Here is a 25,069-nt window from a genome sequence, read left to right as displayed (position 1 = left end):
ACATTTGCTAATTTTTTTAATTGTTAAAAAAGAATACTGAATTATCATTTTCAATAGATTTTTGAAAATGTTTTTTCTGCAATATCAGGTTATGATTGTATTAGCAATATGGAGGAGCGCGGGAAGATTTGTAAGCAATAGACTGCTCTGCGAAGAAGTTTTCCTTTTCGGAAGTTTTTCCTTTATTCCATAAAACCTGAAGAAAACTATATTTTATTTCTACAACGATTCCTATCAGATTCCATTGGAAATTTGAACTGGAAGCAACTATTTTTTGAGTAGAAGTTTCTGAAATAGAAGAATTATTTTCTTTAGGCTGATAAGTGAATTCTATTTGTTTAGGTAAACCCTTTTTGATCCGAGATTTGCTTTCTTTATTTGCCTTAGAAACAGCTAGTAATTTTTCCCTGCTGACAACCGGATTATTTTCAGCATTTTTTGTTACTAAGACCACTTCATCCAGACCTGGTTTAGCTTCTGTACTATCAACATAAATCATTGCACCTTCCTGAACAACAATATGTTCCAATCCTACTATCACAGTTTGTGCATTAGCAGAAAAGGAAAATAAAATAAAAAAGAGTACTAATGTAAATCTTCCCAATATCAAACTGGGAAAAGAACATAAGCAATATGGAGTATTCTTAAACATTTGAAGTTCATATCAAATGAATCTTTGTGAGAATGAGTGAAAAGTAAAACATCCAAAAGAGGGGAAATTAAACCCCTTCTCCGAATGCCTCTCAAGAAGATTCATCATTTGTGTGTGTGTTATGTTTATTGTGTTTCTAGAAGGCAAAGAAAATACAGTTGTCTGCTAAATCAATAAAAATACCTGCCACATCGATACCACATAATTACAATTAACTGATTATCAAATCATTAAAGCCTACCAATCCAAGTATAGATATCCATATTGGATGGAATATTGAGCTTTTTTCTGATCCTGTTTTTTCGATTTTGTACAGCTTTGGGCGTCACAAAAGTGTAAGAAGCAATTTCTTTTGTGGAGAATTGTAATTTCAGATAAGCACAGAATGTAAGCTCGGAAGTGATGAGTTCCGGTTCAATTTCATATAACTTTTCGAAAAAACTGGGATAGATCTCTTTGAATCTGAATAGAAAATCAGAAGAATTTCCTTTTGCCAGCGCAATTATTTCTTCATAAGAAACATTTGGTAATTCGGTTTCTGATTTATTTTCTACAACAGAATCAGAATTCTCAATAGGTTTCTTATTCTTTTTAAAATAGAAAAACAAACCCAGGCCAATGGCACAGATTATAAATATCGACGAAATGATGTACCAAAGCGATGATGTTCTTTGGCTTTTTTTATTTTGATCCTGTTCGTTAAAAATCACATCTGCAGATGCTTGTATACCCGTTTGTCTTGCATTGAAGATGCTGTCATTCATTTTGGAATATTTGTCCAAAAATTTGGACTGCAACTTATAATCGCCTAATTCCCTGTAATTATCCGCCAAGAGTTTATAAGAAAGCAATACCTCTTCGCTCCTGTTTCTTTCCTTGGAAAGTCTGATACCTTTTAAAGTATACTGAAGAGATTCGTGATACTTCTTTTGGAGAAAAAGAAGTTCTGCCTTCTGCAAAATTGCAATATACATATAGGTAGAATTGTTTTCTTCTGCCAATTGAATTCCTTTGCTATTATAATACAAAGCAGAATCTATATTGACTTTTCTTTCCTTATAATAATAGTCTGAAATATTGATATAGGTGATGTAAAATGCTTTTTTGTCTTTAACCTTATCTCTAAAAGAAAGTATCTTTTTCATATAGAAATAAGCGCTGTCTGTCTCACAACTTGCCGACAAATTGGTATATGCGTGGATTGCTGCTTGATATTTTTTTTCAGAATCTTTATACAAATAGGCTAAACCAAGCTCTTTTCTGAATTCTTCTTTTGCCCTTTTTTTGAAACCCTGCGCAAGAAAATTCCTCCCCTTCAGATCTGCCAAATCAATGTTAAGCTGAAAATCATCCTGAATGTAATCTCCATATGACTTTTCCAGTATATTAATGTACTTGATACTTTCATCATAACTTCCAAGATTGCAAAGATCAAAAGCTATCTGATAATTACTTTTAATAATTCCTATTCTGTAAGATTGATTTTCCGAAGCGCGTAATGCCTTTTTACTTAAAAAAATACTCTCGTTAAAATTAAATTCCGTAGATTGTTTTTTGGCTGAGATCAGAAGATTATTGATCTTTAATGAATCATTATCATTACGACCTGAAACAAAAAAAGCATAGGATTTTAATAAAATCAGTAGAATAATCAGGACAAAAAATGTCCATAATTTTTGTTTTAAAGAAAAATTCATTTGTGTGTGTGTGTTTTAGCTCCGATCTTGTTAGATGGGCAAAGAAATACCATCAATCATTATTCCCGAAAAAAACACATACCACATAGATGCCACAAAAGCCAAAAAAAATTGATTATTAGCATATTAAAACTTATCAAACCATACCTACAGGTCTTCCTGAGAAGGGATATTAAGCCTTGCCCGTATACTATTCTGCACTGCCTTGAGAGTTACAAAAGTGTATGCTTCAATCTCTTTTGTGGAAAATTATAATTTGAGATGGGCGCAAAAAGCAGTTCTGATGTTTTGAGATTCGGTTCGATTTGCAGAAGCTTTTTAAAGAACTTTGGATTAGCTCTTGTGAAACGATATAGAATTTCAGGAGAGTTATATTGTGCCAGAGAAATAATTACATCATAAATAACTTTATCAAGTACTGTCGGCAAATAGACTTTCTGTTATTTTCTGTTGAAGTTTTTGGGTTTTCTTTTCCGCTGTTTATGAAGTAAATAAAACAGATCAATAACTCCAAATATTACAATCAATAATGAAACAGAAAAGAAACTAAACAATTTCCCACTATATACATAAAGTAAGACATCTGCGTATAACATATAATTCATTTGTATTGTGATGTTGCAATCATATTTAAGATGCACAAGGAAATAGTATTGGGATCAATATGAAAAGAAATCTTAAATCACTTTGCTGCCACATTTTACAAAACGTCGAATACATGTAAATAATTTTTAACAAACTGTAAAACAGCAGATTAAAAACTTGTGGTATCTTTATGGTATCTAGGAAACGAGAAATAATTTGCAATTTGCAGACAGAATTTTAAACAATTATTAATACCGAATTATGAACAAAAAATTTACACAAATTTTAACTTTGTCAATTACAGCATTATGCTTTCATGTCAGTGCACAGGTCACGAATCTTGGTATTGCAGTTCATCCTGATGATGTTTCCAATACAGGAACAGTAACCGGAAGTATAGGGAATAGCTATTTTATGTGGACTTCGGAAAACGGATTTAAAAATATAGGACAAGTCACTAACGGAGTTTCGCTTGCAGGTAATGCTTCTATTTCATCCGACGGTAGCAAAATCGCTCTCAGCATCACGAATCCTTCAACCAATCTTAATGAAATAACACTGTATGATGTTGCTACAGAAAGCCCTAATTATCTTGGAGGCATAGGAGCCAGTTCAGGAGAACATACCAGCAGTGCATTTAATATTTCATCAGATGGCAAAACCATAGTAGGGCTTGGGTGGTATAATGAGGGTGTAGGACATCCTGTTAAATGGACACAGGAGACAGGAGTTTCCGATATGGGTAGCACGCAAGAAGGAAAAAGTGCGAGAGCAAATGCCTTAAGTGCAGATGGAACTGTAATCGGAGGATGGCAAGATATGAGTGATACAGGTTACAGATCTTTTGCTGTGTGGAAAAATGGTGTTCAGAAACTAGTTACAGAAGAAACAGAATATGGAACTCTGCCCCTGAACGAAGTTGCAGCAATTTCTGATAATGGTGTATGGGCAACAGGAAGTAGTATGTTAGGATACGCTATCATATGGAGTGAGACGAGCGGTGTAATAAAAATTGACCATCCCGATGTCAGCTTGGAAACAGGCTTTTCAGGAGCAACAACTGCTATAAATGCAGATGGAAGCATAGCAGTGGGATATTTTCGTAACATCTTTGTAAACCCTGCACCTGATAGTGGCGAAGGCTTTATCTGGACTCCCACAACAGGGCGTGTAGAGCTTACGGCTTATGCGCAGAGTCTAGGAATCGATACACAAGGTATCACCTTTAGTCTACCGCGAGCAATCTCCCCTGATGGAAAGTATATTGTAGGATGGGGAAGACAGAACGGGGTTCCCATAGGATTCCGCCTTCAATTGCCTGATGTCAATATGGCTGTTACTAATGCAGATAAAGAGAAAGTCCTAATATATCCCAATCCGGTGAAAGACATTCTTCATATTAAAGGTAGCAACAGCATCTCCAATATAGAAATATATGATGCAGCAGGAAAAAAAATAAACAGGGTTAATGACAATAGAAATAATATTGATCTCAGCAATCTTCCAAAGGGAGCTTATATTTTAAAAGGAATATTTAATAATCATCCTCAAAGTCTTAAATTCATCAAAAACTAATTATAGAACCGGAATCTACCGGTTCTTTTTATTTTTTCTCAACTTTATTCATCCAAAAATAGATGTCTTCATCCGAAGGAATATTCAGTTTTTTTCGGATTCTGTTTTTCCTATTTTGTACTGCTTTTGGTGTTACAAAAGTATAGGTTGCAATATCTTTGGTAGAAAAATTGAGTTTAAGATAAGCGCAAAACTCAAGCTCGGAATTGATCATATCCGGGCATATCTTCAGAATTTCATCACAAAAAGCAGGATATACTTCTTTAAACCTGCCTAAAAAAGCAGGGTCATTATTTTTTGCAAGCTTTGTTACTTCCTCAAAAGCATCATTTATTATAGATTTTGTTTTAGTAAGCTCATCATCTTTTTCTAAAAGTATCTCATCTTTTTTCATTCTTTCTTTTTTCTCCTTATGATAATTTTTGAAGAAAAACCAAAGAAAGATTATAAGGACGCATAATAAGACAAAGATGCATAGCAATATGATATATAGTCTCTGTTTTGTTTCTGTATTTTCTTCCCGGACTTCCTTTTTTATAGCCTGAGATGCAGCTGTTGCCCCTTTTTTATCAAGCAAAGCAATGCTATCTACTAACCGAGAATATTTTTTACTGTATAATAATGAACTGTCTTTGTTTCCCAATTTTTCATACAGTCCGGACAAGGTAGTATAAGCTACTTTCAACGTAGCCGGATCTTCTAATATCTTGGATATGGTCTCGGATTTTTTGTAATAAAAAAGGGCGCTGTCCACACGTTTTTTTTCTATATGAACCTGGGCAATAGTCTGAAACAAATAAGATTGGGCTTCCAGCCCCAAATTCTTCATAGATTTCACTTTATAGGAATAGAATAAAGCCGAATCCATTTTCTTCGCTTCAAAAAAGCTTGTACTGATATTGATATACGCGCTTTGTAGTTTTCCTTCTCTTAAAGCAGTTTTTTGAATTTTTTGAAAATATAGTATTGATTTTTTTGTATAAAACAAAACAGAATCTTCCGGTTTTTTCAGTTCTATACAAAGTGTAGCTTTCAGATGATAAGCGCGTCCTATTATGAGAAACTTGTTGTCATTTTTCAAATTCCTGCTTTCGTTCAAAGATTTATTAATGGCTGTACGGGCATCATCAAAAAATCCTAATTCAATATAAGCGGAAGCTTTATCTTGTAATGCCTGGATTTTGTATATATAATTGTCAGGGTTTTCAATAGGCAAAGATTCTACATTTTCAAATATTGGAATTGCCGTTTTATATTGTCTTTTCAACATATACCAGTTACTCATATGCATGAGTGCCCGATATTTTCCTTTCTCATAATTTATTTTTTCTGCATATCCATATATCTGCTTCAGGTTTTTTATATTTCTTTCCAAATCCCATCCAATATTGGTCTTATCAAGCATACTGTCAATCTGTTTTTTAGATAAGCTTTGCGCATTTAAGTCTAAGGAAGAAAAAAATGCTATCAATGAAAATAATATGAAACAATTCGCTTTCACAGAATCAAAAAATAAAGATATTCACTAGCAAATTAATTGAATATTAGTTAAAATATTACCAAAATATCAAATAAATATTAATAAACAAATATAGAAAACAATTTAATACAAAAAAATTAAAATAGAATATCAGTGGATAAGTAAGGTTTGATTTTTATAGAGATTTTATATTTTCTTAATCAGAAAAAAGAAGTCTTATTTAAATTGGTTGCATTTTCTTTTGTAATAATTTTAAAACACTACACAATTTTCAATCGAAAAGAGTTATTCAGAACCCAAACTAAGCGAGATAATGATGATGCACACTGTTTTTGATGGTAGCCGCTCAAGAACAGAATGTCGGAGAAACAGCAAACTTTGATTTGACTGGAAAAATTGAGACCATTAAGGAAAAAATTATAAAAAACTAACAGCTAAATTAAAAACCGAAGTGGAAGCTTGGTTCCAATGGAATTATTGGCAACTGTTTATATAATACAAATCAATTACATAAAAGCCAGCTTTTTAACTACCCTAAAAATAAAAAACTCTCTGTAATCAATCGATTCAGAGAGTTTTTAAGTACCCCAGACGGGACTTGAACCCGTACGTCCTTGCGGACACAGGATTTTAAGTCCTGCGTGTCTACCAGTTCCACCACCAGGGCGACGGTGGAGCGAAAAACGGGACTCGAACCCGCGACCCCAACCTTGGCAAGGTTGTGCTCTACCAGCTGAGCTATTTTCGCATAAAAAAAATTCCTAATTGCTTAGAAATTCTTTCTTTGTGCGGATGAAGGGACTCGAACCCCCACGCCGTGAAGCACCAGATCCTAAGTCTGGCGTGGCTACCAATTACACCACATCCGCATTATTTTTAAGAACTCCTTTTCTTTCGTTTTGGTGAGTGCAAATATATAACTCTTTTGTATTCTCTCCAAAATAAAATCAACATTTTTTTAAAGTTTTTTGATCACCCGTTTTTTCAATAACATCAATACTTTTTATTACCTTTACACACTTAAAACATTTTCGAGATATGGAATTAACAGGAACGATAAAGAAAATTTCTGATTTACAAACTTTTAACAGTGGATTTCAAAAGAAAGAATTGGTTCTTTTGACAGAAGAGCAGTATCCACAACCTATTAATATTGAATTTTTATCAGAAAAAGTTGACTTACTGAATACATATAAAGTAGGTGACAAAGTAAAAGTTCATATCAATATAAGAGGTAGAGAATGGACAAGCCCACAAGGTGATGTAAAATATTTTAACTCTATCACAGCTTGGAGAATGGAAAAAGATGGTTCCAGCGATTTTAACGAACCGACTGAAGCTACGCCTTCTCAAAATTCACCTGCAACAGAAAACAAAAATGTTTTTGCTGAGGATGAAGATGATGACTTGCCTTTCTAATATCAATAGAATAATATCACATAAATCTCCCTGCACTTTATTTTAAAATGCAGGGATTATTTTTTATAAACCCAAAATCATCCAATGCTTAAACTTGATCCTAACGATATTTCTTTTCCAAATCCTGAACATTATGATTCGGAGGATGGGTTGATGGCTTTCGGAGGCGATTTGAGACCAGAAAGACTTTGGTTTGCCTATCAAATTGGATTATTTCCTTGGTATAATGAGGGAGAAGAAATTCTTTGGTGGTGTCCAGATCCAAGATTTATTTTATTCCCAAATGAAATTAAAATCTCAAAATCGATGAGAAAAATTCTGCGAGATAAGGTTTTTGAGTTTACCGAAAACCAATGTTTCGAAGAAGTGATGAGAAATTGCAAAACTTTGGAAAGAAAAGGTCAGGATGGAACTTGGATTAATGAAGAACTTATCGAATCTTTTGTAAAACTTCACAATTATGGAAAAGCTAAAAGTTTTGAAGTCTGGCAAAACGGCGAATTGGTTGGTGGTTTTTATGGAATTTTAGTTGGTAACGTTCTCTGCGGCGAAAGTATGTTTTCCAAAGTTTCTAATGCTTCCAAAGCCGGCTTTATCCATTTCACAACCAAATATCAAAATCAATGGGAACTCATCGATTGCCAAATCCACTCTGAACATCTGGAAAGTCTGGGCGCAAAAATGATTCCGAAAATCGATTATTTAAACATCTTAAAACAACAAAAACCTTGAATACCGAAAAGCAAAAATGGATTCTTCTCATCGCATTATCGGTGATTTGGGGATCATCCTTCATATTAATAAAAAAATCTTTAGAACATTTCAATCCTTATGAAGTCGGAGCATTGAGAGTTCTGATATCCGGAATTGTATTGATGCCTTACGCCATTACTAAAATCAAACAATTTCCAAAACAGCACACAAAATGGTTGATCTTAGCTGCTGTGACTGGTAGTTTTATTCCGATGTTTCTGTTTCCATTAGCAGAGACTGAGATTAGCAGTAGCATTGCAGGAATCATTAATTCCATGATGCCAATATTCGTGATTATAGTAGGTTCTTTGGTTTGGAAGTTCTCCACCACCAAAAGACAAATGATTGGCGTTTTAATCAGTTTTATTGGGGCTTGTATCTTGGCTTTGGGAAGTGGTGAAAGTGGCGAAATCAAAATCTACCCTATTCTTTTGCTGGTTTTAGCAGTTCTACTTTATGCAATCAGTACAACGACAATAAAATCAAAACTACAGGAAGTTCCGGCTATTCTGATGTCAGCTTTTATCTTTTCTTTCGTTTTATTATTACCTTCTTTAATTGCATTGGTATTTTCCGGATTTTTCCAAGATTTCAGCTTTAATCAAAGTACGCTTGAAGGACTGGGTTTTGTAGCAATGTTATCCATCTTTGGAACTGGATTAGCAATGATGATGAATTACAAATTACTTAGTATTTCTACGCCACTTTTTGCATCAACAGTTACTTTGCTAATGCCAATCGTAGCGATTATCTGGGGAATTTTGGATGGTGAAAAATTGACGACGCAGCAATCTGTTGGTGCTTTGGTGATTTTGACTGGATTGATATTTTTGAGGAGTAAGCCGAAAGTAGTTTCTTAACTTTATTGTTCCGTTAATTTGACAGATTATGCTAATTAAAATTGTCGAAATTTGAATTGATGTCGAATGCCATAGCCCTGATTAACTCTTTCTTTTTTAATTATTTAATGGAATCGTCGAAACTTCGTTTTGTAGAGAAAAATCCCGCAGCGGAGCCGACCGAGCGAGGAAATGTAACAGAAAGCAGTTTCCCGGCTCATAAAAAATAAAAAGCTCAGAATTATCTGAGCTTTTCTCTTATTTCTTTTTGGTCTTTATTTTTTTAACCTGTTCTTTGATGAACGGATATTTCTGCTGCATATCTTTGCTTAACGAAGGATCCAGCTTCAGGGCTTTTTCCAGCTTGGCAATACCCTCTGAATCATTTTTCAGGTTGAAGTAGCAATTACTCAACTGATAATATAATTCGGCACGCTGATGTGTTTGCAAAGCTTTTTCCAGAATTGTAATCGCTTCCTCGTATTCACCTATCAACATCAAAACCTCCGAATAAGCATACCAATTGTAAAACCTGCTTGGTTCTGATTCGGTTAGCTTTTTCAGGCAAGTCAGACTTTCTTCATACTCACCGCAAGTGATGTAAAGAAAAGCTAGACGTTTCTGATATTCCAGATTCCCTACGTTAAGAGCAACCGCTTCTTGAGCAAAATAAAGTGCTTCTTTGGTATTACCCATCTCTTCATAAATATTGGATTGCTCCATCATAGCCAAATAAAACTGAGGATCTTCTCTGAGTGATTTTTGGAAAGACGTGAGCGCAGGAACCAATTTTTTGGCTTCTTTGTAACACAATCCAATTTTATAGAAGGTGAATGCTTTTGTATATTCTAACTCCAGCATTTCTTCATAAACCGCAATTGCTTTGTCCCATTCACCCATTGCTTCATAGCAAGATGCCTTGTTTGCATAAACGCCAACCGCACTTGAGTTGATGGCTAAAATATAATCGAATCCTTTGATGGCTTCGTCATAATTTTTTTTGTTGAAGAAAAACTGTCCGTACTCATACCAAGCGGTTTCTGAGAATGGAAACTTATCAAGATATTGATTCAGGAAGTCTATTGCTTCTTGTGAACGGTTCAGTTTACTATAACAAACCATTACGTTTTCCAAAGAATAATCGTCGTAAGGATCGTGCTCCAGAGCCGAAGTGTAATGTTTCAGCGCATTGAAAGGATCGTCCAGATTGACATATTCGTCCGCAATAAAATTGTGAAGGAAATTTTCTTCTTCTTCCAACTCCAAAGCTTTCTGACAATATTCAATTGATTTTTTCGGGTTTCCAAGGTTGGAATAATATTTAGCACAACAAACCAAAAAGTCTGTGTCTTCCAAAGACGACTGATGTAATTCATCAATCAGTTCTTTTGCTTTCGCATAGCGCTCTAACTCCAAGAAAACCTCTAATTGCTTAGTTTTGATTTCCAAAGAATTAGGGTGTATTTTCAGAGCGTGATTCACGGCCATTTCAGCATAGCTGTAATCTCCGAGCTCCAGATAATAGATGATAATTTCTATATATTCTTCGGTATCGAAATAGAATTCATCATTATTCTCTATCATTTCTTCGAACTTTTTAGCAAGTTCGTTTTCAAAAAATTCTTCCAATATGTATGATTTAGATTTGAGATTCAGCTCCGCTCAGATTGTTTTGCAATGTGAGATCTGTAAATAAATTACAATTGCCCGGTCTTAAATCTTCTTTTATAAAATTACTCAATTTAATTTTGAAAATAAACTATTTGAGTATGACAATTTATTAACATTAATCCTTTTTCTGTTCTGTATATATAGTAGTCAAAAACATACCAAAAGACTTTTCTAATCCCGTAATATCGCCGGATTTGAGGTTAACGCCGCCGTAGATACTGTCATTGCTACGAATTTTAAAATTGGACAAAGAAAAATATAAAGATTGTTGCCCCGCTTTTCCTGCCAATTTTACCGTTGATCCCAATAATTTTCGGGTAGAGACTGTCAGAACTTCATTATCTACTAAATTCAGTTTAAGAAAGCTTCTTGGTTGAATTTCGGTTGTTTTGTTATCGATATTGATTTTCTGGGTTTTGTCTGCTGAAGAAATCAGGAAAGCAACATTCTGCTCGTCTGCGATTTCATCAGCTTTGGTATAATATAAATTCAGAATATAATAAGCCGGATCAAATTTTTGTATTGTTCCGTCAACGCTCTCAATGGGTTTCAGAGAAAATGTATTAGCTCCTACTTGTTTGGCTTTTTTATAAATTTCTCCAAACATTTTCACATCATCATTGGAAAATCCATTCACTAATATTTCTCCTAAAAATTCCGATTTAGAGACATCCGATATTTTATAGAAAATTTTGTCTTTGTTATCATTCGTTTTATCGACTTTGTTAAGGATAACCGTCTGAAGATAAAAGAACTGAAAACAAAAAAATGAAATTAAAAATAATAATTTACGCATTCGTTAATTTTAAGATTTCTACACAATCTCTCAGACTATTTTCCCAATGTTTTGGTTCGATTTGATAATCTTTTTCGATTTTGTCTAGAGACATTGTACTTCTTTTTGGACGTTTTGCCGGCGTTGGAAACTCTTGTGTTGTAATTGATTTTAATATAACGTTGGAACCTGAAAATTCTTTTATTTTACTCGCAAAATCAAACCAAGTAGTTTCCGGATAATTGGAGAAATGGTAAATTCCGAACGTTTTATTTTTAGCATCAATAATTTCTAAAATAGCTTCGGCAAGGTCATTAGCATTGGTTGGCTGACCGAATTGATCGCCTACAATTCCTAATTCATCTTTAATCTCAAATAAGTGAAGCATTGTTTTCACAAAGTTCTTATTGAATTCCGAATACAACCAAGATGTTCTAAGAATCACAGTCTCCGGATTGTTTTCCAAAGCCAATTCTTCACCTTTCCTTTTTGAAGCACCATAGACGCCAATTGGATCTGTAAAATCATCCTCAGAATAACTCAAATTAGTTTCACCATCAAAAACATAATCTGTTGAAACGTGAATCAAAATTGCATTGTTATCCTTGCAAACCTGAGCCAAATTCCCAACACCATCTGCATTAATCGCAAAAGCCTTTTCAGTTTCTGTCTCTGCCAAATCTACAGCTGTATAAGCAGAAGCATTAATCACAAAATCGGGTTGATATTCTGCAAAAACAGTCTCTACTTGTTCAAAATTCGTGATATCTACAACGGATGATCCGGTAAAATTGAAATCGTATTGATCGTGGTATTTGGGCGCTAACTTTTGCAGACAATGTCCCAACTGACCGTTACCTCCTATAACAAGTATTCTTTTCATAACTATTTTGTTTTATTTTGAAGTCTCAAATAACCGACTCTTTCCTTGAATGTTTTATGATCGATTTCAACCAAGAACTTAGAGAATTTTTCTAAGCTCTCATCAGACATCATCTCAGCTTTTCTGGTTTTCATATTGAAGTAAATCACTGTTAACCAAAAAACGGCATGAACTATACCATTTTCATCTTTCATCAATAATTCTACAACTGATGTCATATTATTCACCGCAATTGTTTTGCTGGTAATCTCAACTGTAGAATTGTATCTTACTTCCTTTAGATAAGCAATTTCATTTTGAATGGTAACCCAAGTGCAGCCCGTTTCTTTAGTGTATTGCTCGTAAGTAAAACCATAGTTTTGTTCTACATGATCTTCTCTTGCGTTGAGCATATATTCCAAATATTTGACATTATTGAGATGTCCGATCGGATCACAATCTGCAAAACGGATTTTAAAGGTTGATGAAAATTCTTTTTCCATAATTACTATTCCTAAAAAACCGTCTCGTTACAAGAAACGAGACGGTTTTAGATATTAATTGTCTTTGTTGATTAAAGACCTAATTCTTTTCTAACTGCTGGTGTTGCATCTGTTCCTGCCTTGTAAACTAAAGCTGGCGTAGAAGCATCGAATACATACTCGTAACCTGCTGCTTTAGCTACTTTAGAGATAGCATCATTGATTTTTTTCTCAAGTGGAGCTAAACCTGCATCTCTTTTTTCTGCGATATCTTTCTGAGCTGCAGAATACATCTGCTGAAGGTTTTCCTGAAGTTTTTGAACTTCCTGGCTTCTTTGCTCATTGATAGCTGCTGTCTGCTTAGGAGCTTCATCCTGATATTTTTTCATCAAGTCCTGAAGAGACTTTCCTTGTTTTTCTAATTCACCTTGCTTTGCAGTCTGCAAATTTTGCAATTGCTGATCAAGAGCTTTCATTTCTGGCATAGCCGTGAAAATTGCGTTGATATCTACAGAAGCAATTTTCTGAGCGTTTGCAAATCCTGTTGCAAAAACCATTACAACTGCTACTAATAATACACTTAATTTGTTCATTTTAAAAAGTTATGTTTATAATTTATATTAATTTTAATTTGATGATCATTCTGACATCACTTTTTTCTTTAAGGCATTAACCTTTGATTTTAAATTGGTCTTTCCTCCTCTTTCATTTTTACTGTTAGGGCTTGATATATTGTTACCTTTCGTTTCCTCAACTTTAGGTGTATTCTTTCCCAACAAAGCTAAAACAGCATCCGTGTAGTCATACTTTTTATCTAAAAATATAACACTAATGTTATTACTTTTATCAAGAACTATTCCCAAATTATTCTTTGTAGAAACAGTTTTGATAGCATTCCAAATCTGATCTTGATAAGGTTTCGTCAAATTAGAACGCAACTGATTAACTTCTCCGTTGGTTCCAAATCTCGCACCAATAGTATTACGTACACTTGCCTCCAAATCTACGATTTCTTTTTCTCTTAGCTTCAACTGATCGCCAACAAGCAAAACTTTTTCATTTTCGAAAGCTTCTTTTTTTCTTTCGTATTCTGCCTGTAATTGTTGCAAATCAGAACGCCATTGTTCGACTTGAGTATTGAGTCTGTTTTCAGCTTCTTTATACTGAGGCAATTTGCTCAACACATAGTTCGTATCTACAACACCTATCTTTTGTGCATAGATTTGTGTAGTAGTAAAAAGAATTGTTACAATTAATGCTAATTTTTTCATCCTATAAAAATAGTATTTATTTTTTATAATGGTTGGTTCATCAAGAAGTGTTGTTGCCATCCTGATGGTTCTGAGCTTCCTAATGTTTTATCAAATCCATAAGCGAAATCAAATCCAATCAATCCGAATGCTGACATCGATACTCTGATACCTAAACCTGCAGATCTTTTCAATTTGAATGGATTGTAAGTTCCGAAGCTGTTCCAAGCATTTCCTGCCTCTGCAAACGTCAAAACGAAAATCTTTGCCGTCTGGTTCATTGATATCGGATATCTTAATTCTGCTGCAAATCTATTGTAGATTGTTGCTCCACCATAAGGCGTGATATCATAAGTTGAAGATGAACTGAATCCTGTAGAAGAAGCATTTTCATAACCTCTCAACGGCACCAATTCTCTACCATCAAATCTACCATTGAACAAACCTACACCTCCAACATAATATCTTTCAAATGGTGGTGGACCTAATTCTTTGCTATATCCGTTCAAGAATCCCATTTCTCCAGTTGTTCTAAGAACCAATTTTCCAATAACTTCGTTATAGAAATCAGCTTTTAACTTCACTTTATAGAACTCCATCCACTTGTACTTGTCCAAAGTACTCATTGTAGAATAATCTTTGTTACTGAACCAAGAATATGGCGGCGTAAACTTCAAAGACGCTTCTATATTAGAACCATAAGTTGGGAAAACAGGATCCAAACCAGCTGAGTTTCTACTCAAACCAATATTGAAACTGAATGATTTTGTACTACCATTATACTCCAATGCATCACCAAAATAGAATGGATAATTGCTGAAGTTATAACTTTGATACTGTATCCCAGTATAAAGAGAGAAATAATCATCCGGCCATTTCAATGATCTAGAAAGACCTGCAGTTGCGGAGAAAATGTTCATGGTTTGATCTCCTGTAGAGTAAGAATAATTCACATTAGAATAATTCAAACCGACGCTCAAAGCGGTTGGTCTTGTTCCAAATACCCAAGGTTCTGTAAAAGAAACTCCATAATTCCTAAAATATTGTCCTGCCTGAGCCTGAAGCGATAAAGTTTGTCCGTCACCTTGTGGAACCGGTTTGAAATCTTTGAACTTCAAAAAGTTTCTCAAAGAGAAGTTATTGAACGTTAATCCTAATGTTCCGATGAAAGAACCTCCACCATAACCAGCTTGTAACTGCACCTGAGAAGAACCTTTTTCAACCAACGTCCAGTGCATATTAACGGTATTATCCTGTGGATTCGGTTTTACATCTGTTCCGATTTGTTGAGGATCGAAAAACTGCATACCAGCCAATTCGAAATAAGTTCTCTTGATATCAGATTTTGCGAACAATGTTCCAGGCTTAGTTCTAAGCGCTCTCAAAATCACGTGATCGTGTGTCGTAGTATTTCCAGACCAGGTTACACGATTCCAAGTTGCTTTTTCCCCTTCATTAATTCTGATTTCCAAATTGATAGAATCACCTTTGATTGATTTTTCAATCGGTGTAACATTGGAGAACAAGAAACCATTATTCATATAAATGGACTTCAAATCAGAATCATCTTCTTTTCCTCCATCTTCTCCAACTTTTTTATTGAATCCTACTGCATCATAAATATCTCCGGTTTTGTAGCCTAAAATTTTCTGCAAAAACTCTGTAGTAAAAGTGGTATTTCCGATGAAGTTGATATCACCGATATAGTATTTTTTACCTTCGTTCAGCTTTACATTGATATTATAACCTTTTTCGTTTCTGGTAACAGAATCCGAAACAATTGTAGCATCTCTAAAACCTAATGAGTTATAGTAGCTTATCAGGTTTTTCTTATCCTCATCATATTTATCCTGGATAAATTTAGAAGGTTTAAGAATACCCAACAAAAATCTTTTCTGCTTGGTGTCTTTGAACCCTTTTTTTCTCAGTTTTCTGTCAGACACACTTTCATTGCCTTCAAACTCGATTTTATCGATTTTGACTTTTTTACCTTTAGCAACTTCAATAGTCCAGTCTACAAGATTAGCATCTGTACCATTTGCTTTTTCCTGAATATTGATTTTTGCATCAGCAAAGCCTTTTGCAACATATTCCTGAGGAATTTTATTTTGTAAACTAGAAACCAGATTATTATTAATCTTAGTTCCCGGCTTCAAGTTGTTATCCTTGATCAGTTTTTCATTCTTGGATTTTCCAATTCCTTTACCCGTGAATTTGACTTCGCCTAATTCCTTAAGGTCTTGTAACGAGAATTGCAGGACAACGTTTTGCCCTTCAACATCCTGAATATAGACCTCAACCTTAGAAAAAGATTGGGTTTCCCAAAGTTTTTTGACAGCATTGCTGACTCTCTGCCCCGGAATTTCTAACTTCTCTCCTTTCACAAGACCTGTAAAACGCAAAATCTGAGCTGGTGTGTATCTTTTGACACCGTCTACAACGATATCTTTCAGAACATACTCTTGGTTTTGGTTTCCTGCAAGTTCTGTGCTTTCTGCATTGTTACCCTGTGGAACAACCTGAGCGTGAAAATACACTGAAGCTGTCAACAAAATAATGGGTATAAATCTTAATTTCATTCTTATTGAAGTTGTTCTCTTTTCTAATATATTTTATGAAGAAATCTGATCGCTGGTCATCCCGTATCTTCTTTCTTTATTTTGATAGTCTAATATGCACTGAAAAAAAGTGTCCTTTGTAAAGTCCGGCCAAAGTACATCTAAAAACTGAAGTTCTGCATAAGCAATCTGCCAAAGCAAAAAGTTGCTGATACGGACTTCGCCACTTGTTCTTATCATCAAATCAACCGCTGGGAAATCTTTGGTATAAAGATGACTTTCGAATATTTTTTCATCAATATTTTCAACATCTACAATCCCATCTTTCACATCTTGACTGATTTCTTTTACTGCTTTCAGAATTTCTTTTTGTGAACCGTAATTCAGAGCCAGAATCAGATTTCCTTTGTCATTATTTTTAGTCAGTTCAATCACATTAAGTAGTTGATCTCTAACTAATTCCGGAAGCTGCGTGATATCTCCAACTACATGCATTCTCAATCCTTTCGTAAAAATCTCTTCTGCCTCCAGCAATAGGGTTTCGGATAAAAGACTCATTAAAGTATCTACTTCTTCTTTCGGTCGATTCCAATTTTCTGAAGAGAATGTATAAAGCGTAAGATATGGTATGTGAATCTCGTTACAGGCATTAATAACATTACGAACGGCAGTGATAGCATTTTTGTGTCCAAAGGTTCTTTCTTCACCTCTGGATTTTGCCCATCTACCGTTTCCATCCATTATAACAGCAACGTGTTTCGGTAATTTGTCTTTATTTATTAGCTTTTTTAAGTCCTGCATAATTTTATTTGCAATAACAAGGTGGTCTTCCAAAAGAGTAAGACAAAATCAATGTTGCAGAATTAACCCAATCTTTAGAATTGACATTACCCACATTTCTTTGATTCATAAAACCCTGTACAATAACAGCTGTATCGTCTTTTCCAAGAGAACTTTTCACTGTCACATCTCCATCTTTCAACATACTATAATCCACCTGATCTGAGAAAGTCGGGCGGAACGTAAATTCTCCTGACAATGCCCAGTTATAATTAAATTTATATTTGAGGCCTACACCAAAAGGAAGTCCCATTGTGAAAGCCTTTTCTTGTCTGTATTTAGCTTCTACAGTAGTATTCGTGATTGTTAAATCTGCTTTTGCCGCATCCATATATAACCCGGAAATACCTGCAAATATGTACGGACTTATCATGCTAATCTGCTCGTCATTCACTGGCAAAAAATTATACTCGAAAAGCAAATCAGCTGATATCACCGAATTGGTTCCTCTCAACTGCCTAATTCTCCGATAATCTTCTTTCGCATACCTATCATCAAACTGAATGTTACTAAATCCCACATTAAGCCTGACGGTTTGATAGGGATTAAAATTCATTCTGTACATTACGCCTCCATAAAATGGAAGCCCGTTCTCAGATACATTTCCGAGAGGTTTTTGAAGAATATAGTTTGTTCTCCCGATATCTCCAACAAGATTACTCATTCCTAATTGTACCCCGATCTCGTGTCTCTGAGCTTTTGCAAAACTCAAAAAACAAAATATAGCGACAAGGGCATAGGTGAATTCTCTCTTCATTTTCAATATACTGAAACGTCTATTACTCAAAAATTTGGTGCAAATATAAAACATTTTTAGATTAAGGAACTTCTTAAAGTTTAGTTAAATAAAAACAAAAAAATATAATTTATTGTTATAAAAACGAACTTATTCCCAAAATAGTCTATAAAAAAATAAAAGCCTTGATAAAGACTTCTATTTTTTATTAAAAAACATTTTCAGCTTATTCCTTATTTTAATTATTGTTGGTTCTTTATAATTTTTATCTTCATCAAAATAGCCGTAACCATAGCCGTAGCCATAACCGTAACCATAGCCGTAACCGTAGCCATAACCTTGCTTTACTACAAAATCATTATAAACTAATCCCAGATTCGCTATTTCTTTATTGAAGTATTTTTCGGTAATCATCTTCAACATATGTTTTTCCGTGTACTCGTGACGAACAACATATATTGTGGTATCTGCTTTTTTAATCAACTCAAAAGAATCGGCAACCAATCCTACAGGTGGCGAATCTATAATAACATATTCATAGATCTCTTTCAATCTTTCTATGAACTTCATATTGTTATCACTCATTAATAATTCTGAAGGATTCGGTGGAATAGGACCTGAAGTAATAACATCCAATCCAGGAATACTTGTATGATTGATGATTTCGTCAAGTTCTACCTGACCTGTGAGGTAATTAGAAATTCCGTTTTTGTTATTAATTTTAAAATCACCAAAAATCTTTGGCTTTCTAAGATCCATTCCTAACAAAACTGCTTTTTTCCCACTTAATCCTAGAATCGAAGCAATATTGATCGAAACGTATGTTTTACCTTCTCCACTAATAGAAGATGTCACCAGAATAACTTTACTTTTGTGTTCTTCATCAAACAAGAATCTAAGATTAGCTCTCACGGCTCTGAATGCTTCTGAAATGGAAGATTTTGGTTCTTCTAAAACTGTTAAATTGTTATCATAACTATTATGACCAATTACGCCAAGTAATGGGATTTTAGTCACTGTCAACAACTCTTTCAGATTTCTGATTTTATTATCTAATAATTCGGCAAGAAGAAGAAAAATAAGCGGAATCAATAACAACCCTCCTATAATCTGCATTTTTGTGCCCTTTACATCCGGAGCAATAGGTCCCTGTCCAAGATTTTTTGCACTGTCAATAATATTGAGATTACTTTGATTGGTCGCGACACGCATTTGAGATTTTGCCTGTTCTGTTAATAAAGTATTATAAGTATTTTCAATAATGTTATAACCTCTTTGAGCATCTAAGAAAATCCTCTGTTTTTCCGGAAGCGTAACAAGTTCCTGATCTATTTTTCCAATTTGGGCATTAATATCAGCAAGTCTATCATTATAACCTTGGAAATATTTTTTCAATCCACCTTGGGAAGTAAATTTAGCTTCATTAATCAATCGATTAATTTCACGCATTGGCTCAGAGTTAGGCGTATAAATTTGAGCCATCTCTCTGCGTTTTGCATAAAGTTGCTTTAATTCTGAAACTGACGCATTGAAGCTTCCGTCCTCAATTCCTGCAATATTCAGGCTGATGATTTTCTCAATATTATTTGTATTAACAGAAGATCTAACATCATTGAGAGAATTGATTTTTGTAACTAATTCAGCTTTTTGAGTTTCTAGATCCGTCAATTTTGCTAATGTCTTAGAATCGATATTTTCCATATCGAAAAGACGGTTATTAATTTTTAGATTATTAAGAACAGTGCCACTCGAATCTAATTTTTTCCTTATTAAAGAAAGATTTTCATTAAGATATTCTACAGTGTTTTTATCCACCATATTTTGATCCAACAATCTTTTTTTGATTAATTCCTGTACCGAATTATTAAGGAAACTAACGGTATTGTTGAGGTTATAACCAGTTTTTGTAATAATCATTATAGAACTCAACTCTTTGTCAAATTCTACAGCCAAACTGCCAATAATTCCATTAACAGCCTGATTTACCGGAACCAGAGTGACAATAATATTATCAAGTCCTAAATTATTTGGTGTCGGATTCGGAACTAATTTAAACTTAAGATTAGGAGTCTCATACCATTCATTCAGCCCCAAAATTTTATTTTTTGGTCTAGGATATGCGGGTATAGTTTCCATACTTTCTGTATCGTAATTATACAAGTATGGAGATTGCCCCTCTTCCGGTAAAACTACCTCATATTTATTTTTGTCCTTTGGTATTAAGCTAATAGGATAATTAACCTGCTGCAGGTGATTTCTATCAATTTCCAAAAACACAGGACTGTCTTCCTGATCCAAATAAGTAGTTTTGATTAATCCTTTTGTAGTGTAATTGGTAATTAAATTCAGTTTTTTAACCAAATATTCATTATGACTTCTTGACAATAATATTTTCTTCAGATAAACGCCGTCCTGATTTCCGCCTTGCCCCCAAATGAAGTTAATAGACTGATTGGGTGTAAAATAACTAGCTGTATTATTAGAAATACTTAAGGATAAACTTGAAGAATAAACTCTTTGAGCATAATATTTACTATAAACATAAGAAATACAATACCCTATAAATCCAAGAATCACAAACCAATACCAATTACGAATAACCCTTTGTACAAAATGAGCTGGATCAAACAAATTGAAAGATCCCATTTTTTCAGCTACCTGAGCTGCATCTTGTGCTTTATTTCCGTTTTTATCAGGAATCATTATAATCTGGTAATAATTAGATAAATAGACATCACTGTAGTAATCAATGATACTCCTGTTGTCAAAGTCTGTAGTGGCTCTTTCCCAAATCCGTTGATACTTTTGCCATTAGTATTAAGATAAATGATATCACCATTCTGTAACCAGTAATAAGGCGAATTCATAGCATCTTCTCTTGTAAGATCTAATCTTGCGGTTTTTATACCTTCAGGATATTTTCTATGGATCATTATATTTTTACGATCAACAGTACGATTAAGACCACCATTCATAGCGATGGCCTGCATTATATTAAGTTGAGTTACATAAGCTGTTTTTTCTCCAGTTACTCCAACAGTTTCCATGTCACCCAATAGATAATAACGGATACCATCAAGATTCAGTCTAACTTCGGATTTGCCCTGTAAGAAATTTTCGTTTACCTTTTCCTGTATCTCTTTGGTCATATCTTCCAAAGTTCTGCCTTCTGCCTTGACATATCCGATCCCGAAAATATTAACATCTCCTTTAGAATCTACTTTCAATCCATTAAAATAAAAAGTAGCATTACCCCCATTGCCATTGCCACCACCAGTTTGCCCTCCTCCTGTCTGACCAGTATTGTTACTGCCAGCAGCAGATGCGTTGAGTGAAGAATAAAATTGGGCAGCATCACCTTTTGGAGTTGTCACAACATTTAAACTTAATATATCTCCTTTTGTAACTCTGTATTCTGGAACATTGTAAGGGACTAGACCCTCCTCATTAATAGTGAGACTTTCGCTAGGCTGTAGATATCGAACATCTTTTTTTGTAACGCAGGAAGAACTAATTCCCACAAGAATAAGTAATAAAAATATGTTAAAAATATAACGGTGTTTCATCAATGTTTCTTTTTGCAAAAGTATAACAATTTTAATCTTTTTTGAATCGTAACAAAAATATCGGAATATAAGCTCCTAAAAAACCTAATGTTACAATAATTAGTAATAATTGATTTACATTAAGATGTCTTAAAAAATAGGCCGCTATAATTATAAAAAGATAGTAAGCAATAATGTAAGCAGTAGATCTGCGGTGAGTTAATCCAAGATTCAATAGTTTGTGATGGATATGATTTTTATCCGGAGATAATACTGATTTTTTGTGATAAATTCTGGTAATAATTACTGTAAGCGTGTCTATAATTGGTAAAATCAAAATAGCCACTGCAATTACCGGAGCAGATTGTAAGTGATAAAAGACGTCATCTCTTTTCGCAATAAAAATATCAATAAAAGATATTCCGGTGAACGACAACAAAAAGCCCAATATCATGGAACCTGTATCACCCATAAATATTTTGGTACTTCTTTTATTGGACAAATTATAAAATAGAAAACCTAAAGAAGCGGCAATCAAAATACCGCAAAGAATAACCAAAGGATCATTGTGACTTCCTAATCTAAAAAAACTGATCCCAAACAAGGCACTTGTGGCAATGGTATAACTGCCCGCCAATCCGTCTATTCCATCAATCAGGTTAAAAGCATTAATCAAAATAATAAATGTCAATATACTGAAGGCAACACTCACATAATAATTAATCTCATAGACCCCAAAAACCCCGAAAAGATTTCTGATACGTACATCAGAACCTATAACAAGCAGCGCTGAAACTAATATTTGAGCCAACAGCTTTTTATAAGCCCGCAGAACCATAATATCGTCCATTACACCAACAAAAAACAGAATAATGAAGGAGGCAAACAAGAATTTATAACGGTCAAATAATTCGTATGCGAAGATTGGAGCGCAAACGCCTAATGAAAAAAAGATGGCAATTCCACCAAGATTGGGGATTTTTCTCAGGTGAGAACTCCTTGCGCCAGGCTCATCCATCAGATTTTTTCTTCTGGAAATTTTTATGATTGTAGGAATTGCAACGTAAGTAATGAGAAACGAGAATGCAAAGCCGAGCAAGAGCTTAAAATAAAAGAAAGATATTCCGGTGCTTTCTAAAAAAGTTTCGAAATTATTATTCATTCAGTGTTTTTATGGCTTATTATTAATTTATCAATAACCTGACGAGCTTCTTCAATCTCAACAGACTTAGGGTGTAATAAATTTTTTTCTTCAGGGGCAAAGATAATAGATAATTCCTACCAAACCGCTTATATTGCAATATATCTTTAATTTTTAAGCTATTAGTTTTGATAAAAGTATCCAGTTCTTGTGACATTTTATCAAAATCGCCAGCATCTTTTACGAAAGCCAAATAAGCCAGAAATGTATAAACGCCTTCCAAAATCTGAAATCCTTTCAAAGCTTCCAATTGATTAGAAAATTGACTTTGACTAAATTTCTTGCTCACAGTTTCTACAGCTTTCAAAATGTCAAGACCTTTTATAGTATGACTTTTACTGATAGAATCCTGTCTTTCCAAATATTGATAATGATAATTAGGCGTGAATGCTAAGGTCTGACACTGAAGCAACAATTGAGGAATCAATTCAATATCTTCGAAATGAATTCCTTTTTTGAATCTTTTATCTTGAAATAATTCTCTCCTGAAAAGCTTATTACAAGCAAAATAAGAAATATCCGAAAAAACCGAAAGATTATTTTCCAGAACAATTTTCTCCGGAAAGTTTGGAAGTTGTGTTAATTTTTGAGTGGTATTTCCATTTTCATCCACCTTTTGAAGATTACATATTGCCATTTCGGCGTTGTGTTTTTCAGCAAGATTGTACATCTCTTCAAACATCATTTCGGAAACATAATCATCACTATCAACAAAGCCTAAATACTGTCCTTTCGCTCGATCTATTCCGAAATTTCGTGCATCGCTTAATCCACCGTTTTCTTTCATAAAGCCAAAAATCCTGTCCGGATATTCTTGCTGAAATTTATCAATAATCTTTTGAGACTGATCCTGACTACCATCATTCACGACAAGAATTTCTATTTCCTGCAAAGTTTGATTAACTAATGACAACAAGCATTTTTCCAGATATAACTCAACGTTATAAACCGGAACAATGATCGAAACTTTAAACAAATTTTCTTGATTTATCATTACCTATATGTCGCAACTTCGTTGCTCCCAATATATGAATATTATTTTCTACCAATATTTCGAGACTTCGTCGCTTTATTTAATTTCTTGTAAATCTTGAACCTAAAAAGCCTCTCTTAGCTTCATCAAAATCCGATCTTGAACACGGAATACAATTATCGATATTTTCATCCTCGCCAAAATACCAAAGATTGCTGAAAACCTCTCTCTTGAAAGCGTATTGCTCATCATTAATCAAAACATAAAAAGTCTCATAAGTTTTCTCTTTCGGATGTGATTTTTGAATATTGATTCCTTCTATCAAATACCAAATCATTTGTGCCAAAAGCTGATGATTGAGTTGAGAATCAGAATAAATATTATAATTGAAAATCCCAACAGATTTCAGTCTCTCGCTCAAACCAATTTCTTTCATATAAGCACAAATTTCCCTTCTATTCAGTCCATTGACTTGTGGATTCATAGAAAAAGCTTCGGCAAAAGTTTCAATCGCATCGCAGTTAATTGTAACCAAATCTGCCTTTCGGAAATAAGGTTCAGTTTTCTCCGTAGAATTCATCATCTCCGCTAGACGGATGATGTCGAACTGAACTTCTTTAATCAATTTCACAGAATCCATTTCGTTGAGATGTTTCTGATAACCTAAGTGATGATAATTTTTTATTGAGAAATTTTTGGATCCTAAGATTTTGCTCAAGAAATTGGACTCGTGGATTTCCTCATCCTGCTTCAAAGAAACTACGTTGCTAATCTGAGTATAATTAATATCTTTCTGATGAAAATTGAGCGCTGAAAACAGCGAAAAAGCCAAATCGTTGCTACCTCCAATAATTACGGGAACCGCGCCTTTGTAATGACAAGCCGACAAAACTTCCTGCAGAATATAATGCGAATCCTGAGGCGTTTTTCCGGAAACCAGATCACCTAAATCAATAATCGGAATATCGAAATCTAGTTGTGATAATTTGTAAAACTCTCTTCTGATCCCTGTAAAATCCTGACTTTCTGCATCGCCATTCGCACCACGATAATCTGAAACGAAAAGCAAAACAATACTATCTTCTTTGATTTCGCTTGTTATTTTATTTCCGATTTGCCACTTCTCGGTTCGGAATGATCTTGGCGCAATGATAAAGTCTTCGAAGTTCATAATTT

At 34.1% G+C, this 25,069-nt stretch carries 22 protein-coding genes and 3 tRNA genes; 4 read left to right on the top strand and 21 right to left on the bottom strand.

All coding sequences use genetic code 11. The features are described 5' to 3' along the window. Positions 1-100: 100 nt before the first annotated feature. The 3 genes from BUR19_RS15120 to BUR19_RS18855 form a co-directional block, all read right to left on the bottom strand. Complete coding sequence (locus tag BUR19_RS15120) at positions 101-541, bottom strand: hypothetical protein (protein WP_139297373.1); 441 nt, start codon at positions 539-541, stop codon at positions 101-103. Positions 542-882: 341 nt separating this feature from the next. Beyond that, a complete protein-coding gene (locus BUR19_RS15115) occupies positions 883-2,349 on the bottom strand; it encodes a tetratricopeptide repeat protein (protein ID WP_074236271.1) in 1,467 nt (488 codons plus the stop codon). A 212-nt stretch (positions 2,350-2,561) separates the two neighbouring features. Beyond that, on the bottom strand, positions 2,562-2,777 hold the full coding sequence (locus tag BUR19_RS18855; RefSeq protein ID WP_139297371.1) for a hypothetical protein: 216 nt from the start codon (positions 2,775-2,777) through the stop codon (positions 2,562-2,564). 418 nt (positions 2,778-3,195) lie between these two features. Here BUR19_RS18855 and BUR19_RS15110 point away from each other — a divergent pair, with 418 nt between their 5' ends. Next, positions 3,196-4,509 (top strand): T9SS type A sorting domain-containing protein, encoded by a 1,314-nt coding sequence (locus BUR19_RS15110; protein ID WP_074236270.1) that lies wholly within the window; start codon positions 3,196-3,198, stop codon positions 4,507-4,509. A 28-nt stretch (positions 4,510-4,537) separates the two neighbouring features. Here BUR19_RS15110 and BUR19_RS15105 read toward each other — a convergent pair whose 3' ends face one another. The 4 genes from BUR19_RS15105 to BUR19_RS15090 form a co-directional block, all read right to left on the bottom strand. Then, positions 4,538-5,914 carry a tetratricopeptide repeat protein gene (locus tag BUR19_RS15105; protein ID WP_139297370.1) on the bottom strand — a complete coding sequence of 459 codons (1,377 nt, stop codon included), beginning with the start codon at positions 5,912-5,914 and terminating at the stop codon, positions 4,538-4,540. A gap of 658 nt (positions 5,915-6,572) precedes the next feature. Beyond that, positions 6,573-6,656 (bottom strand) — tRNA-Leu (locus tag BUR19_RS15100). Between the two features lie 5 nt (positions 6,657-6,661). Then, positions 6,662-6,737, bottom strand: a tRNA-Gly gene (locus BUR19_RS15095). A gap of 39 nt (positions 6,738-6,776) precedes the next feature. After that, positions 6,777-6,858 (bottom strand) — tRNA-Leu (locus BUR19_RS15090). Positions 6,859-7,027: 169 nt separating this feature from the next. Here BUR19_RS15090 and BUR19_RS15085 point away from each other — a divergent pair. From BUR19_RS15085 to BUR19_RS15075, 3 genes are all read left to right on the top strand, one after another. After that, positions 7,028-7,408 carry a DUF3127 domain-containing protein gene (locus BUR19_RS15085; protein ID WP_074236268.1) on the top strand — a complete coding sequence of 127 codons (381 nt, stop codon included), beginning with the start codon at positions 7,028-7,030 and terminating at the stop codon, positions 7,406-7,408. Between the two features lie 84 nt (positions 7,409-7,492). Next, positions 7,493-8,140: a leucyl/phenylalanyl-tRNA--protein transferase gene (gene aat, locus BUR19_RS15080; protein WP_074236267.1), complete on the top strand. Its 648-nt coding sequence runs from the start codon at positions 7,493-7,495 to the stop codon at positions 8,138-8,140. Further along, on the top strand, positions 8,137-9,021 hold the full coding sequence (locus BUR19_RS15075; protein WP_074236266.1) for a DMT family transporter: 885 nt from the start codon (positions 8,137-8,139) through the stop codon (positions 9,019-9,021). The genes aat and BUR19_RS15075 overlap by 4 nt, the downstream gene beginning before the upstream one ends. Positions 9,022-9,258: 237 nt before the next feature. Here BUR19_RS15075 and BUR19_RS15070 read toward each other — a convergent pair whose 3' ends face one another. From BUR19_RS15070 to BUR19_RS15005, 14 genes are all read right to left on the bottom strand, one after another. Continuing rightward, a complete protein-coding gene (locus tag BUR19_RS15070) occupies positions 9,259-10,629 on the bottom strand; it encodes a tetratricopeptide repeat protein (protein ID WP_074236265.1) in 1,371 nt (456 codons plus the stop codon). 157 nt (positions 10,630-10,786) lie between these two features. Beyond that, positions 10,787-11,467, bottom strand: a complete 681-nt coding sequence (locus BUR19_RS15065; protein WP_074236264.1) for a hypothetical protein — start codon at positions 11,465-11,467, stop codon at positions 10,787-10,789. Further along, entirely contained in the window at positions 11,460-12,329 is an 870-nt protein-coding gene (gene rfbD, locus BUR19_RS15060) for a dTDP-4-dehydrorhamnose reductase (protein WP_074236263.1), read from the bottom strand. Before rfbD ends, BUR19_RS15065 begins: the two co-directional genes overlap by 8 nt. 2 nt (positions 12,330-12,331) lie before the next feature. Then, positions 12,332-12,811 carry an acyl-CoA thioesterase gene (locus BUR19_RS15055; protein WP_074236262.1) on the bottom strand — a complete coding sequence of 160 codons (480 nt, stop codon included), beginning with the start codon at positions 12,809-12,811 and terminating at the stop codon, positions 12,332-12,334. A gap of 71 nt (positions 12,812-12,882) precedes the next feature. Further along, positions 12,883-13,383 (bottom strand): OmpH family outer membrane protein, encoded by a 501-nt coding sequence (locus BUR19_RS15050; protein WP_074236261.1) that lies wholly within the window; start codon positions 13,381-13,383, stop codon positions 12,883-12,885. Positions 13,384-13,428: 45 nt separating this feature from the next. Further along, a complete protein-coding gene (locus tag BUR19_RS15045) occupies positions 13,429-14,121 on the bottom strand; it encodes an OmpH family outer membrane protein (RefSeq protein WP_074236260.1) in 693 nt (230 codons plus the stop codon). Then, positions 14,085-16,619 carry an outer membrane protein assembly factor BamA gene (gene bamA / locus BUR19_RS15040; RefSeq protein ID WP_074236259.1) on the bottom strand — a complete coding sequence of 845 codons (2,535 nt, stop codon included), beginning with the start codon at positions 16,617-16,619 and terminating at the stop codon, positions 14,085-14,087. The genes BUR19_RS15045 and bamA overlap by 37 nt, the downstream gene beginning before the upstream one ends. Positions 16,620-16,652: 33 nt before the next feature. Beyond that, a complete protein-coding gene (locus tag BUR19_RS15035; RefSeq protein WP_074236514.1) occupies positions 16,653-17,399 on the bottom strand; it encodes an isoprenyl transferase in 747 nt (248 codons plus the stop codon). 4 nt (positions 17,400-17,403) lie between these two features. After that, on the bottom strand, positions 17,404-18,195 hold the full coding sequence (gene porG, locus BUR19_RS15030; RefSeq protein WP_074236258.1) for a type IX secretion system protein PorG: 792 nt from the start codon (positions 18,193-18,195) through the stop codon (positions 17,404-17,406). Between the two features lie 177 nt (positions 18,196-18,372). Further along, positions 18,373-20,877, bottom strand: a complete 2,505-nt coding sequence (locus tag BUR19_RS15025) for an exopolysaccharide transport family protein (RefSeq protein ID WP_074236257.1) — start codon at positions 20,875-20,877, stop codon at positions 18,373-18,375. After that, positions 20,877-21,740 carry a polysaccharide biosynthesis/export family protein gene (locus BUR19_RS15020; RefSeq protein WP_074236256.1) on the bottom strand — a complete coding sequence of 288 codons (864 nt, stop codon included), beginning with the start codon at positions 21,738-21,740 and terminating at the stop codon, positions 20,877-20,879. Before BUR19_RS15020 ends, BUR19_RS15025 begins: the two co-directional genes overlap by 1 nt. 31 nt (positions 21,741-21,771) lie before the next feature. After that, a complete protein-coding gene (locus BUR19_RS15015; protein ID WP_074236255.1) occupies positions 21,772-22,881 on the bottom strand; it encodes a glycosyltransferase family 4 protein in 1,110 nt (369 codons plus the stop codon). 22 nt (positions 22,882-22,903) lie between these two features. Beyond that, positions 22,904-23,914, bottom strand: coding sequence for a glycosyltransferase family 2 protein (locus tag BUR19_RS15010; protein ID WP_175565919.1), 1,011 nt, complete (start codon positions 23,912-23,914; stop codon positions 22,904-22,906). Positions 23,915-23,993: 79 nt separating this feature from the next. Continuing rightward, entirely contained in the window at positions 23,994-25,064 is a 1,071-nt protein-coding gene (locus tag BUR19_RS15005; protein WP_074236254.1) for a formimidoylglutamase, read from the bottom strand. Positions 25,065-25,069: the final 5 nt, after the last annotated feature.

It is taken from the genome of Epilithonimonas zeae (genome assembly GCF_900141765.1).
Lineage (GTDB): Bacteria > Bacteroidota > Bacteroidia > Flavobacteriales > Weeksellaceae > Epilithonimonas > Epilithonimonas zeae.
This window is presented reverse-complemented; position numbering and strand designations above follow the sequence as displayed.